This is a genomic window from Pedobacter sp. GW822-FHT03F06 (assembly GCF_058801365.1).
Genome location: NZ_JBXANE010000006.1, coordinates 378,074 through 393,004, shown reverse-complemented (window position 1 = coordinate 393,004; position 14,931 = coordinate 378,074). Strand labels below are relative to the sequence as shown.

General features: G+C 38.5%; 8 protein-coding genes. All 8 read right to left on the bottom strand.

Going from position 1 to position 14,931, the window contains the following annotated elements:
- Positions 1-71 precede the first annotated feature (71 nt).
- The gene (locus AC1RJ8_RS13205) at positions 72-632 is read right to left on the bottom strand and encodes a discoidin domain-containing protein (protein WP_492953956.1); all 561 of its coding nucleotides are present in this window, start codon (positions 630-632) and stop codon (positions 72-74) included.
- A gap of 729 nt (positions 633-1,361) precedes the next feature.
- Positions 1,362-2,237: an ROK family protein gene (locus AC1RJ8_RS13200; protein WP_492953957.1), complete on the bottom strand. Its 876-nt coding sequence runs from the start codon at positions 2,235-2,237 to the stop codon at positions 1,362-1,364.
- A 69-nt stretch (positions 2,238-2,306) separates the two neighbouring features.
- Positions 2,307-4,574, bottom strand: coding sequence for a GH92 family glycosyl hydrolase (locus AC1RJ8_RS13195; protein WP_492953958.1), 2,268 nt, complete (start codon positions 4,572-4,574; stop codon positions 2,307-2,309).
- A 110-nt stretch (positions 4,575-4,684) separates the two neighbouring features.
- Positions 4,685-7,129 carry a glutaminase family protein gene (locus tag AC1RJ8_RS13190; RefSeq protein ID WP_492953959.1) on the bottom strand — a complete coding sequence of 815 codons (2,445 nt, stop codon included), beginning with the start codon at positions 7,127-7,129 and terminating at the stop codon, positions 4,685-4,687.
- 262 nt (positions 7,130-7,391) lie between these two features.
- The gene (locus AC1RJ8_RS13185) at positions 7,392-9,032 is read right to left on the bottom strand and encodes a RagB/SusD family nutrient uptake outer membrane protein (protein WP_492953960.1); all 1,641 of its coding nucleotides are present in this window, start codon (positions 9,030-9,032) and stop codon (positions 7,392-7,394) included.
- Between the two features lie 10 nt (positions 9,033-9,042).
- The gene (locus AC1RJ8_RS13180; protein WP_492953961.1) at positions 9,043-12,093 is read right to left on the bottom strand and encodes a SusC/RagA family TonB-linked outer membrane protein; all 3,051 of its coding nucleotides are present in this window, start codon (positions 12,091-12,093) and stop codon (positions 9,043-9,045) included.
- Positions 12,094-12,432: 339 nt separating this feature from the next.
- Positions 12,433-13,437, bottom strand: a complete 1,005-nt coding sequence (locus tag AC1RJ8_RS13175) for a LacI family DNA-binding transcriptional regulator (protein WP_492953962.1) — start codon at positions 13,435-13,437, stop codon at positions 12,433-12,435.
- A gap of 254 nt (positions 13,438-13,691) precedes the next feature.
- Positions 13,692-14,795 carry a lipid-A-disaccharide synthase gene (lpxB, locus tag AC1RJ8_RS13170; protein ID WP_492953963.1) on the bottom strand — a complete coding sequence of 368 codons (1,104 nt, stop codon included), beginning with the start codon at positions 14,793-14,795 and terminating at the stop codon, positions 13,692-13,694.
- Positions 14,796-14,931 lie beyond the last annotated feature (136 nt).

Here is a 14,931-nt window from a genome sequence, read left to right as displayed (position 1 = left end):
TTTATTGCCTACCGATTAATCCGGCAGAATAAATCTTAGTATGCTTATTTACAGCACAGTTTAACTGCAAATTACTGTTGCTCCTCAGGCACTTCAATTACGCGCCACTCAGATAACTGGAACAAAGAGCCGTTATTATTTGCCGTGATACTAAGTCTGTAATATTTATACAGGACTTTGTTTTTGAAATTGTAGGTTTTAGTCATGTTACGGCCCGAAAATGTTTCACCTGTTCTCGTATCAAGATCTACCCAGCTGCTACCATCTGTAGAACCGCTTAATTTCCAGTTTTTAGGATCCCTATCAGGAGCATCGCCACCTGATGTTAAAGTATATGATGCCACTTGTTGAGGTGAAGGAAAGCTTAACTGGATATAAAGGCTCGACTGATAAGGATTGATCAGGAATTTCGAGTTAATATCATTATCCACTACCTTTAAAGATCCTTCTCCGGCAGAAGCCCCACCAGAGTTCTCTACGTTAACAGAGAGTGCGGCTTTTGCCGTTACATCAACTTTGGCTTTCCAGGTGAAAAGATCCACTGCAGGATATTCTTCTTTACCGCATCCAAAAAGTAAAGCCAGAGCAATACAGAGTCCGAAAGTGCTCCTGGTCATTTTTAAAAGATTCATAATTGATTAATTTATAGTTTGTTGGTTATTAAAATGTGCAATAGTTAATCGCAGATCAATGAATGATCAGGAATTTTAATTGATTTTTCAAGAATGTCTGATAGTTCTGAAGCCTTCTTCCGACACCGCACATATTCTACAGTAAAAACCCGTATTGAGACATAACCCCGTCTTAATACTAGTTACTTTAATTAAAATATCACGTAGCCTGCGGCCATACCAAAGCTGATTCAGTATTTTATTTATAAATGATTATTTAGTTTGTTTTGGTTTTTCCGTTGAAGATAGATCGGGGATAAATTATTATGTAAATTTTACTTCATTTAGCTCCTCCTTGTATTTCTGTATAAGTAGTTAGTTGCTTATTAGTTAAACTAAAACGTTTTAGTATCCCTTGATAAAAAAAAGCCTTGATTTTCATCAACACTTTACTACCTATTAAGTGATTGTAATCACTAAAACACTAATACTAAAACGTTTTATTAAACAATAATAAGAATATTATTGCAAACGAAAAATTTATTTCGATTTTTTTGAAAAAATAAACCAAAATAAAGCTAATTGCACTAAAAACAAATGAGATACACACAAAAAAGGAGACACAAAATAGTATCTCTTCGTGTTAAAGAGCAAAAAACTGCAGAATTAATTGATTAAATTACAGTTCTGCAGTTTTTTCTTAAATAATCTATTCCAAACAATGAGATTCCGACTATTAAAACCTAAAGTTTAGGTCAAACTTAAATCACAACAGCTGGCCGCACCAATTAATGCAGCATGTTCTTTCAGTTCTGAGATTTTAATTTCTGTTTCAACCTCATTACCTTTAAGTGTTGCAATTAATTCAGGGGCAAATGCACTAAACGATTGCGCAATATTACCGCCAACGATCACCGTATCAATTTTATGCTGTTTAATAATCGGAATTAAAAACTGAGCCAGGTTATAGCCAAATTCCATAAAAACCATCGTCGCAAAATGATTGGTTTCTACAATCGCAACCAATTCTTTAACGCCTTCTACGTCTTCACCACTCAATTGCTTAAAACGTTTTACGAACCAGCGCGTAGAAAGGTAATCTTCAGCAATTCCATCTAAAAATTCGGAGTTCCACAAGTCTGCATCATAAGCTTTAAAGTTTAAACAAAGTGAAGATCCAAGTCCGGTTCCTAAAGTTAATCCCAATACGTTTGCATTTCCTTTGGCAGCGCCGGCAAAAACCTCTCCTTGTAAAAAACCTGCGGCATCGTTTATAAAGTGGATATTCTCTGCCGGAATATCCAATCTTTCAGACAATTCTTCTTTTACATTGATCTGGTAAAGTGATTTAAACTTTTCCTGATCTTTAATTAATGAAATACCTTCGCTATAATTAAAAGGACCTGGCATGGCAATCCCAACATTCCGGGCACCATTTTTAATATTTTTAAAAGCCTTATTGATGATATCGCACCATGCCGATAAAATCACTTCCTTACTCTCCTGCGAATTCACAGGGCTACGTTTGATAGAATCTTTAACCAAAGTTCTTGTTTCTAAATCCACCAATGCGGCCGTAATATGCGAGCCGCCAATATCTACACCTAATGCAACAGGCTTTTCCATTCTATATATATTTCTGTTATCTATTCTTTATTAATCTGAATTAATTCGCCAAAAGTAGCAATTCAATCTTTATTTACTCATTGAAAATGGCTTATCTTCTGCTAATAACCCTCTATTTAACGAAGGTTTAACATTCATCTCTAATTTTAACACCCCTCCTTTTAATAAATCGCTATGATTTATAAAATTTTTGGTATAATTTTTACCATTTAAGCTTGCCGATTTGATATAAACATTGGCAACATTATTGGCAGGCGCCTCAATGACGAATTTTTTGCCATTTTCTAAATTAATGGTCGTTTTTTTAAATATAGGGCTTCCTAAAACGTACTCGCCTGTACCTGGTGTTACGCTATAAAACCCTAATGCACTTAACACATACCAGGAAGAGGTTTGTCCCTGGTCTTCATCTCCCGGATAACCATTTTCTGTCGCATCGTAGAGTTCATGCATCACCTTGCGGGCATAAAATTGTGCTTTCCAGGGTTGGTTGGCGTAATTATACAAATAAACCATATGCTGTATGGGTTGATTTCCATGTGCATATTGCCCCATGTTGGCCATCACCATTTCGGTCATTTCGTGAATCATGCCACCATACGAACCTACATTTACTTTATTGGGTTCGCTGAAAACAGAATCGAGCTTGGCGATGAAATTATTGTTCCCTCCCATCAAATTAATTAAACCTTTGGTATCTTGAAAAACCGACCATTGCCAGTGCCATGCATTTCCTTCGGTAAATGGGCCACCCCATTCCGTTGGATCGAAATTTGGCGACCAGTTCCCTTCTGCGTTCCTACCCCTCATAAAACGGGTAGAAGGATCATAAACATTTTTATAATTGAACATCGGTTTTTCAAAAACCTCCATATAATGTTTATCGCCGGTCATTTTAGCCAAATGGTAAGCGCAAAAATCATCATAAGCATATTCTAATGTTTTAGCGGTAGCTTCCCTGTATTTTGGATAGGGAACATAACCCAATTGATTATACTCGGTTACGCCATCCCTACCATTTGCCGGCCCCCATGGCCCTTTGTTCATTGCTTCGTGATAATAGGCATCCAGCGCCTTTTTCGGATCAAACGTTCTGATTCCCTTTGCCCAGGCATCGGTTAGCAAAGAAATAGCGTGGTTCCCAATCATACTTCCAGCTTCGCTGGGAAAAGACCACGATGGCAACCAACCACATTGCTCATAGGCATCGAGCATGGCCTGCATATAACGACCGTGCATTTCTGGCTGCACCAGTGTGTTTAGCGGAAATTGCGCACGGAAGGTATCCCAGAAACCCGTATCGGTAAACATATAGCCATCATGCACTTTACCGTCATACGGACTAAAGTAATATGGTTGTCCGGCTTCATTTATTTCATAAAACTTTCTGGAGAACAAACTTGCTCTGAAAAAGCAGGAGTAAAAAGTCTCCATGTCTGCTTTTGATCCGCCTTCTACTTCTATCTTACCCAGCGATTTATTCCACACCGCAGCAGCATGGGCTTTGGTATCTTCTAAAGTCTTATCATTGCCGAGTTCTCTTTTTAAATTAAGTTCGGCCTGTTGTAAACTAATATAAGAAGAAGCGGTTTTCACCTGTACCTTTGCCCCCGATTCGAACTGTACAAATGCACCTTTTCCCAGTCCTTCGGCAGAAATAGAATCTTTTGCAATGGTATTACGTTTGTTCTCCCAAGTACCGTAAGATTTAATCGGTTGATCGAACTGAATTACGAAATAACTTTTCCAACCTCTTTTAAAGCCTTCGCCGTTGTTTACCCAGCCCGTTATTTTATTTTCTTTGGGATGGATCTGAACGCCACTTAACCTGTTATATCCATCTAAAATTAAAAAGCTTCTTTTGCCTTTCGGATAACTGAACCTAAGGTGCGCACCACGCTCTGATGGTGAAATTTCGGTGGTGATATCGTTTTCGAAGGTTACTTTATAATAGTTTGGTTTAGCAATCTCATCCTGATGACTAAACTTAGTTTCGCGTTTATCTTCATTTACAATCAGTTCATCAACCATTGGCATTAAAGAAAATACCGCATAGTCTCTCGTCCACGAACTGCATTGATGCGCTTGCTGAAAACCTCTGATTTTATCTTTAAAATACTGATATTTCCAACCATCGCCATTTCTACCGGTTTGCGGGGTCCAGGTATGCATGCCAAATGGTAATGCTGTTGTTGGATAGGTATTCCCTCTGGTGAGTTCGTGTTTGGAATTTGTGCCCTGAAGTGTATTAACATAGTGAACCCAATCTTTCTGCTGCGCCAATAAACCTTTGGCAGCAAGGCAGCATAAAATGGATGCGATTAATTTAAGTTTCATTTGTTTGTGTGTTTATTCTTTCCAGCTGATTAACCAAAGCCAGGCTGTATATTTAAAAAAATCAGCATTTGCAAGCCTATATGGGTGCTTGCAAACGCTGATTTATATTGTTACTTCATATTCCATTTATCGGCTAACATTTTGATGAAATAACCGCCAACAACACTTCTTGCCTGAAAGCCTGTCATTTTTCCATTGGTGGTTTCATGCCAGTCGCTCAATGGCACTTTACTTTCTGTTTCGGTAGCAAAACGATATATCGGGCTTATAAATTTTTGAAAATCGGCTTCGTTATCGGCCAAGGTAGCTGTCCACATAATCCAGTCAGACTTGGTGTAAGTCCTGCGACTATCCAACGGTAATCCGAAATCTTTTTGTTTAGTTAAATAAAAGTTAATCTCCTTTTTATATACTTCTTTAGGGAAAAGATCCAGTTTTAAAAGTTTGTCCCAAACGAGGTTGTACTTCTGGCTCCAGGTATTTTTATCATTAAAAGTTAAAGCGTAATGATTGCCATCATCAGCAAGTTTCATCCAGTTCTGAGCCATTTGTAAGGCTGCTGTTCTGTATTTTGTAGTCACATCGGTTTTACCTAACAATTGCGCCATTTGTGCGTAAGCACCTAAAGCTACAATGGCCTTTACCGATAGATTTGAATTTCTGGCCAAATGCCCCGCAAAATCGTCGGTACATAATTGATTGGCCGGATCGAAACCTTCTCTTAGTAAATAATTTGCCCATACAGACATTACCTCCCAATGTTTCTCCGCATACTTTGCATTACCTTCAGCTTTGGTAATGGCAGCCGTTAAGATGATCATATTGCCAGCTTCTTCTACCGGCATATCTTCACCATAGGTTTGGCCGTTGGCTAAGGGATAAGTACCTAAATCGTGTGCAGCAAAAGGTTTCTTCCATTTTCCACTTTCTGAATAATAGAAAATACCATTGAGCATTCCTTTTAACAATTCGGGATTGTACACCAAAAATTGCGGCGCTGACGGATATGTTACATCAACCGTATTGATTGAGCCATTACTAAAATTTTCTTTTGATAGGAATAAGATATCGCCATTTGAGGCATAGACAATTTTGTGTGCTGCAATAGCCTGTCTATAAGCTAATTTACACATATCAGCATATTCTTTTCCACCAGCTTTTTCGGAATCGGCGTATAATTTAGCATCAAAAACGGTGCACTTGATTTTTAATGAAGGGTATTGGGTATTCGCCTCGGCCAGCTGATCTTCAAATTGCTGTGAACCGGCCTGTCGCCAAACGGGCTGCAGTTTTTCGCCAAAGTATTCAACCGATTTTAGGTCATCGTAACCCAGCATCATATATTTATCTACCGGGGTTGAAGAAACAGAACCGAAAGGAATAATACTGCTTAGGTTTAGGTTTTTCGAGTTTAAAACCTGTGTTTGTGTTGGATATTTGGAACCGACGAAACTTTTTAAGCTTTCGTTCTGCGTAGCTATAAACTGAGTGGCATTAAACCGGGCAGGAACGGCCACGTATAAATAACCCCAATCGATACGCAGATCATCGCCCCTTTTCTTTAACACCGGCTGTTCTACCGTTCCTGTTTTTAAGATAGAGAGGTTGTTTTTCGAACGCTTCCAGGCCGATACACTTTGGTTTGGTGTATTTACAGCCAGATTTGATGACGCGCCAAAGAAAATATCTACACTGTGCGGCCTGGCATCAGTAGATTTTACGGTGTAATTGATATAACTGATGGGCCTTGCGGTTAATTTAATATCATTGAGTAATAATGGAGAGGTAAAAGCTACCTGTAGTTCTACATGGCCACAGTTAAAAGTATATTTGGTAGTGGTAGCCTGAAGGGATACATTGGTTTGAGTGGCGGGAGCAGTTTTTACCTGATCTGCATCTTCTTCTACAATCCCGGCATCTAAATGCCTGCCACCGGCTGTGTTTTTGCAATGGATGGCCAATACATTTTTTCCTGTTTTTAAAATCCCATCTTCAATTGGCAAATAGATATAATCAGAAACCCATCCGTTCTTTTTGTAAATTACTTTACCGTTTAAATAAACAATTACATTATCATCGTGATTGAGTTTTAGGTATTTTTTTGCGGCTGATACATTGGCGAGATCGAAGGTTCTTCTGAAATAAAGATCATCGCTATTCCATTTTGTTTTGGCAGAATGATCATCTCCAAAAGGAGCTTCAGCTTTTTTCCAGGTGTTATCGTTATAACTATTGCTTTCCCAGTTTGCTTCAGGCTTATCAAAGCTGTAACTAGCCTGATATTTTAGCACATCGGCAGTTGGGAGTATTTCTTTAAAGGTTTTGCTTTCTTCGCCTAAAAACCGGTAAAATTTACCGTCTACTTTTATAATGCCCAGCAAAGATTGCTCCCTCCCTGTCCAATGTTTAGTTACCGATTGGTTAAGTCCATCGCCGAAAGACCAAATACTGAAATAAGCATCGTGTGTAATTAATGGATAAGCAGGTGCTTTGTCTTGTGCTTTTGTAATTAAATTAAAAAAAAGACAAAGTGCTACTAAGGAAAGATTTCTCATAATTAATATTTGGTTTCATTCATAAATCGTTTTACCTAATTCTATCGCTTAATTTTCTAATTCCGACAACAGAAAAAATGTAAAATGACCGCTAGATTAAATGGATTATTGCTGTTTGGTAGTCGATTAAAGTAAAACGTTTTACTAATTCAATATTAGCAAAAAAATATTCATCTTTTACCCCTTAAATCCGTAACATATAGGTTACAAAGAGCTTAATCAAAAAAAGGTGTCCAAAATTGGACACCTTTTTTGATTTTTATTAATAACCAGGATTTTGTTTTAGATTGGTATTAAGTGTTAATTGCCTTAAAGGAATTGGGTAGAGCGCCTTGGTAGCTGTTGATGGTGTATGATCCCACCAGCTAGCTGTTGCAAATTTACCAAAACGGATTAAATCGTCTCTTCTCATACCTTCGAAGATAAATTCTCTTCCTCTTTCAGCCAAAAGTTCATCTAAAGTTAAACTTGTTGTCGTGTAGGCACGGGTAGCAAAATCTGCCTCACTAAAAGCGCGTTTTTTACAATCGTTGATTAATTGAACGGCCTCTGCTGTAGCTACGCCTCCATTTTTACGCATAATTGCCTCTGCTTTAGCAAAATAAATCATCGTTAAGCGATAGATATTCCAGTCGCCATTATTATAATTCACATCAATGGCAGGTACTCCACCGGGGCCAGGGAACTGATTACCTAATTTGTATTTGTTAAAACGTACACCCGAATTTTCTTCACCTTCGCTCATGTTGCTTACAGTAGAACCCGCTTTGTTTTTCCTGATATTATCAACAAATGTCAGTTGCGATCCATTGTATTCTTCAGATGCCAGAACCGGCTGGGTTGGGGCAACAAACTGGAACATAGGTCCTTCTAAAAGCCAGCCTCTTTTTCTCAAGTCAGCCTCTTCATAAGTGGTAAAAACACCAGGGATCAATACAATTCCATCGTTACCATTCCTACCACCACCATAAATCTGTTGTTGTTTAAAGTGATAGAATTCTCCCGGCCAAGAAGGCTGGAAATTGGCAATCGAATAATTATAAGCAATAGAGAAAATAACCTCTTTAGATAAGTCGTTAGTGGTTTTAAACTGGTCCGTAATGTTAGGATCAAGCGCCATAACACCATTCTGCGCTCCTGCTTCGCCAGAGATGAGTTTATTTGCTGCAGCAATACAATCATCCCAACGTGGAGTTCCTGTCCATACCTCTGCATTTAAATAAAGTTCTACCAACATAGCATAACCAGCAGCCTGGCTTATCCTGCCCACCATTGCACGCGAAAGTTTAGGTGCTTTATCAATGTTGGTTTTGATCTCCGACTCGATAAAGTTGAATACCTCTTTTCTCGGCATGGTTTCAGGCCTTTCAGGAATCCCTACTTTTGTTACTACAGGGATATTACCAAACAGATCCATTAATTTAAGATAATGGAATGCCCTTAAAAGTTTTAGTTCAGCAATATAAGCGTCCTTTTCCGCTTGGGTGATACCCATCTGCCCGATATCTCTTTTCTCGATATTCTCAATAGGGTCATTACATAATCCCATACCCCAGTTCATTAATACCCATGCCTGGTTAATTCCACCCTCATCAACGGTCCAGGTGTGGTAATGTAATCTTTTCCATTTACCTCCATCTTCACCATGGCGACCTTTAGTAGGCCAGGCCAACTGATCACCAGATAATTCGGCAAGGCGCCACCAACCATCCTGACCAGATGGGGTAACCCATGCATTAGCATGTGTGTATGGCCTTAGTACAGCCGATAAAACCTCTGTTTTGTTATTATAAAAATTATCAGTTAACAACTGATCGTATGCGTTTTCATCAAGCTTGGTACAAGCACTTGTAATACTTAATACACCGGCAAGTACGCCATATATGATTGATTTATTTTTCATTTTCAAGTTCTTAGAATCCAACATTTAATCCGACAACAAATGATCTGGTACTTGGGTATGGACCTCTTGTATCAATACCTAAACTCTTACCATCAATTTCGTTTCCGATACCATTATCCTGTACAAAATCAGGGTCGTTTCCGGTATAACCTGTAATGGTACCCAAGTTTTGTCCGGTTGCATAAAGGCGCAGCTTGCGGATGTATTTATTCTTAAATTTAAAATTGTAGCCTAAAGTAACCTCATCAAGTTTTACAAAGCTTCCGCTTTCTAAATAGTAATCAGAATACATATAGGTATCGTTGATGTCTTTATATTTATCAAAAGTGCTTCTCAATAAATTACCAGACCAGGTTTTGTTGGCGTAAGTTAATGCCGTTGTGTTTAATACATCAAAACCAAATTTACCCCTTAAAAATATGCGAAGGTCGAAATTCTTATAGGTAAAACTGTTTGTCCACGAAGCATAGTATTTAGGAATGGCGTTACCGATAACGGCTAAATCTGTTGCATTTAAATCGTTACGTGAGGTATTGATCTGACCATTTAAAACTTTTTCACCATTTCTGTTATAGAATAACCATTTACCCTCTGGTGTGAAACCAGCAAACCTTTTACCATAGAATTCGCCGATTTTTCCGCCTTCAAATATGGTAAAGGCATCACCTAAATCTCCTGCACCGCCAATTCCACCTCGGGTGATAAATTTAACTTTAAATACATCATTCGAGTAGCTATCCAACTTGTTGCTTAAGGTACTGGCCGTAGCATCCATGTTCCAGCTAAAGTTATCGTTTTTAATTACCATGTAGCTTAAACCCAACTCTATACCTTTAGACGAGATCTGACCAACATTGGTTTGCAGGTTATCGCGAACATATGGTGGCTGAGGCGTTGTATAACTATCTAAAAGATCTTTTGTTGTTCTCTTAAATACATCAATCGAACCTGTTAAGCGGCTGTTAAGCAAAGTAAAATCTAAACCGATGTTTGCCTCCTGTTTGCGTTCCCATCTTAAATTCGGATTTGGGTTTCTATCAGGGCCATAGGTTTCATAGTAGTTACCATCAGGATACAGGTATTTACCGCCACCACCAAGCGTAACACGTGATACGTTATTTACAGTAGGTGCATTACCGGTAACCCCGTAACCAGCTCTCAATTTCAGGTAGTTAACAAAAGGAACATTTTTCATGAAACCCTCTTCAGTAATATTCCATCCGGCAGAAACCGCAGGGAAGTTACCCCATTTGTTATTCGCACCGAACCTTGATGAACCTTCTCTTCTTAAGATAAACTGAACCAGGTATTTGTTATCGAAAGCATAGTTTACCCTTCCGAAGAATGCAATTAAAGTATTATCGTTTTTACCACTGGCCATTGTAGCCTTACCAACGCCCAATGCTGCTCCCTGTGATATATTATCTTCATGGAAAAGATCGTTAATGAACCCCCGGTTAGACAGGTTTGAGCTCTCTTCCATATAATAACGGTAGCTATAACCTGCCAATGCCGTAATATTATGTTTTTGAGCAAATGTATTATTATAATTTAAGGTAGGTTCAAGGGCGTATGCCTGTGAAAGAAAATCTCCTTTGTAAGCATAACCACCGCCAGGAAAATCGGTATTTTCGACAGAGTTTTCACTTGCTTTTAGACGGTACTGACCATCCAGGTATGAATTTCGCACTACCGAACCAAAAATTGAAGCCTTTAACCCTTTAATGATATCTAAATCTGCCTTCACATCACCTGAGGTTGTCTGCTGCTTTCTGTAATAGGTTTCCTGGAATAAACGCGCATACTCGTTGGTACTCGTTAAATCAAAACGATAAGAACCATCTGGATTAAAGTTAGAAAGTGTAGGGTTTTTTGCAGATTCACTTTCCCAACCGCCACCACCCAATAAATTGGCTTTATTAAAATTGGTAACCAGGTTCATTTGAATGTTCAAGCGGTCATCCAATCCTTTTTGGTTTACATTTAACCTTAAGGTATATTCCTCTCTACCGTTCTGCTTGGAAATACCTTCCAAATCGCGATAGTTTAAACTCGCTCTGTAGTTTGTTTTATCAGTTCCACCACTGAAAGAAAGGTTGTGATTCTGTGATAGGTTATCGTGATTAATCAATTCATTATAAAAGTCGGTAGAGCTACCAAAATTCTGTTGTTTAATCTGTCCGGCTGCTATTTTTTCACGATACTCATCAGCAGTTAAATAATCAGGACGGTTTTGCAGATATTCCTTTCTCAGATAGCTAGAATATTCGAACACGCCTGGCCCTGCTTTACCTTTTTTGGTCGTAATTAAAATTACACCCGCATTGGCACTGGTACCATATATTGCTGCTCCCGAACCATCTTTTAACACATCGATCGACGCAATATCGTCCTGTTGCAATAAATCAGGATTACCACCAGGTATTCCATCAATTACAAACAAAGGGCTACGGCTACCGGTTACGGTTACAGATCCCCTTAGCTGTACAGAAACGCCACTATTAGGGTTACTACCGCCTGGTCTGGTTAAGTTTAAACCAGCAATTTTACCCTGGATCAGATCCAGAGGATTTCTGGAGCCACTTTGCCTAAAGTCTTCAACACCGGCATGGCCTACTGCTGAAGTGGTTTCTTTGATACCCTGTGTACCATAACCAACAGCAACAACAGTTACTTCCTGTAGGTTCGTATTTTTTGAAACTGCAAATTTGACATTAACAACTGAAGATTGGCCAACAGTTATATCTTGTGTATCGTAACCAATGTAAGTAAAACGGAGCACCTGCCCTTCGCTGGCCTCAATAGCAAATTTTCCGTTAGCATCGGTAACGGTGGTTTTACCGGTGCTTTGATTTTTAATACCTGCACCCGGTACTGGCTGGCCATTTTCATCGACAACGGTTCCTGTTACATTTTTTTGCGCCTGGATGCGCCCGGTAAATGCGTTTGCGTACAAGCCTCCCCCTGTACCTTTCCACTCCGGGTTCATTGAAAACGCCGGGCTATTTAGCAACACTATTGCAGCAGACAGCCCCGTAATTTTAAGTAAATTAATTTTCATTAACGGTTTTGTTAAATTATAAATGATTAGTTATTTGATTTCCTGGTAATATTTTATCTGTGATGGAAATGACCAGACTGGATTGATTGCCTGACATTTTCGAGTGCTTTATTGATTTAAAATTTTGATTGGCAATAGCAGAAACGAACTTCAAGCATCAAGTTTATCTCTGCAGTCTTATAGAGCTGTTAAATTTCAGAAGGGGATGCTGTAATTCTCATAAAAACGACTTGGTTATGCTAAAACGTTTTAGCCAGTCAATTATAAGGATTTTAAATTATAATAAATCGTTTTAGTAAGTAAAAAAAATATTACAATCGAGCGAAGGATGATTTTTTTCTAGTCTCTAATAACTAAACGGGCGGGGATAATTACCTCTTCAGCAGGTGATTTACCTTTTGAAGAAAGCTGGTTTAAAATGAGTTTAATGATCGTTTCTGCTATTTCTTCCAGGGGTTGTTGGACAGCAGAAATACGAGGGGTATGCAGTTCAAATGCTTCATGATCATCATATGCGATCACTCCGAAATCGTCTCCTACTTTTTTATTGATTTGTTTTAGCGCTTTTAGGCCACTAATTGCCAAATAATTGGTTGCAAATAACACTGCATCGATTTTTTTATTTTCGAAGAGTTCTTGGATCTGAGCAATTGTTTCGCCTTCTTCCTGATTAAAGTGGATTTTTAAAACCAGCTTGTCATCATATTTGATTCCATTATCTTCCAGCGCTTTTTTATAACCATCGTACCGCTCTATAATCTGTTCCACATTTATATCAGTGGTAACCAGGGCTATATTCTTTTTGCCCTGATCGATAAAACTCTGTATTGATTGGTGCGAGGCATTAAAATGATCTGCTCCAACATAGCTGGTATTAACGTCCGACAAATTTCTATCAAACAGGATTACGGGGTTTCCATCATCAAGGAGCATTTGTATATCTTCTTCTATTCCTTTTATTGGAGAGATGATATAGGCATCAACTTTCCGCGATTTGAACATGTTGATCAGCTCTTTGGCTTTGTCGATACTGTTTTCTGTACTGGAATAAATAATCTTATATCCTCTTTTATAGGCTTTATCTTCGATTAACCTTGCAATCCTCGAGAAGAATGAATTGGAAATATCTTCGATAATTAAGCCGATGATATTGGAGTTGCCGGTTCTTAAGCTTCTCGCTATCTGATTAGGCTTATAACCGCTTTCCTCGATAATTTTTTTAACCTTTTCTATTACTGCTTCGCTTATCGATTTCTCTTTTGCTTTACCGTTAATAATGAATGATACTGTGGTAATGGATACATTTGCTTTTACGGCTATATCTTTAATAGAAAGCGATTTCATTTGCTTGGGATTTCTTTTGAGTTAATCATTTCAAAGCTAAATAAAAATTATAGCTTTTAAATTTTTGCCAGTATAAAAACGCAATTTAACATTTTTTATGTTAATCGTTTTAGAAACGTTTGTGAAAGGATGGTACAATGTTAATATGAATGCCTAAAACAACAAAAGGCGCCATTAAAGTGCCGTTTGTATCAAAATTAATATCCTAATATAAGTAAGTCCATCTTTAAATCCCTTCTGTCTTGTTGAACTGTTTAGTTCAGGTAGCTCGTAATCAATCTGGCCGTTTTTGCCGAAGCGCCGGGTTTTCCCATGAGCAAAAGCAGCTCGTCGTATTGCTTTAACATCTCGTTCCTCCCCTCGCCTGTTAAGATAATTTTGAGCTCTTCGTTCACCTTTTGGGTATTGCAATCTTCCTGGATAAGTTCGGTTACGATCTTCTTGTTAACGATAAGATTAACCAGTGAAATAAACTTAATCTTCACCAATAGCCTGGCAATGGCAATTGAAATGGTGCCGCCCCTATAAACCACCACCTGTGGCACTTTAAACAAAGCAGTTTCTAGCGTAGCTGTTCCCGAAGCTACAATTGCGGCATGGGCATGGTGCAACAAATTATAGGTACTGTTAAAAAGAAGATAGACTTTTTTATCTCCCGTAAACTGGCGGTAATAACTTTCGGTAAAAGTTGGTGCTGCTGCAATGGCAAAAATATAATCAGGGTGGTTTTCGGTAATGCTCAACATCACCGGCAGTAAACGTTCTATTTCCTGCTTTCGACTACCAGGCAACAGGGCGATAATTTTTTCATCTCCTAATTGATGGTTTTCGCGAAAATTTAGATCTGGCGTAAACTGCGCAATTTCATCTAATAAGGGATTGCCAACATAATCTACCTTCATGCCCCATTCTTTGTAGAAATCTACTTCGAAAGGTAATATACAGAACATATGATCGACCACCTTCTTGATTTTCAGTACCCGTTTCTGGTTCCAGGCCCAAACCTTAGGCGAAATATAATAGCATACTTTTATACCGTTTGCTTTTGCAAACTCCGCGATTTTTAAATTAAAACCAGGAAAATCAATCAGAATCAGCACATCGGGCTTCCATTTTAAAATATCATCCTTACAGGCTTTAAGATTTCTGAAAATGGTTCGTAAATTTAAAATCACCTCGGTAAAACCCATAAAAGCCATATCGGCATAATGTTTAACCAACTCGCCACCCTCGGCTTCCATTTTATCGCCCCCGAAATACCTGAACACCGCTTCGCCGTCCTCTGCTTTTAAGGCTTTCATTAAGTTGGCGCCATGTAAATCGCCTGAGGCTTCTCCGGCTACGAGGTAGTATTTCATGTTATAATTTTTATAGAAAAACCGTTATTATAAGTAAAAAAAGCGATCACTGTCAACAAAAGATTCTAGAAATCGGCGTCATCTCGACCGTAGCAACGCGTAGTGGAGAGATCTTTGGACTATATTAAAAGATCTC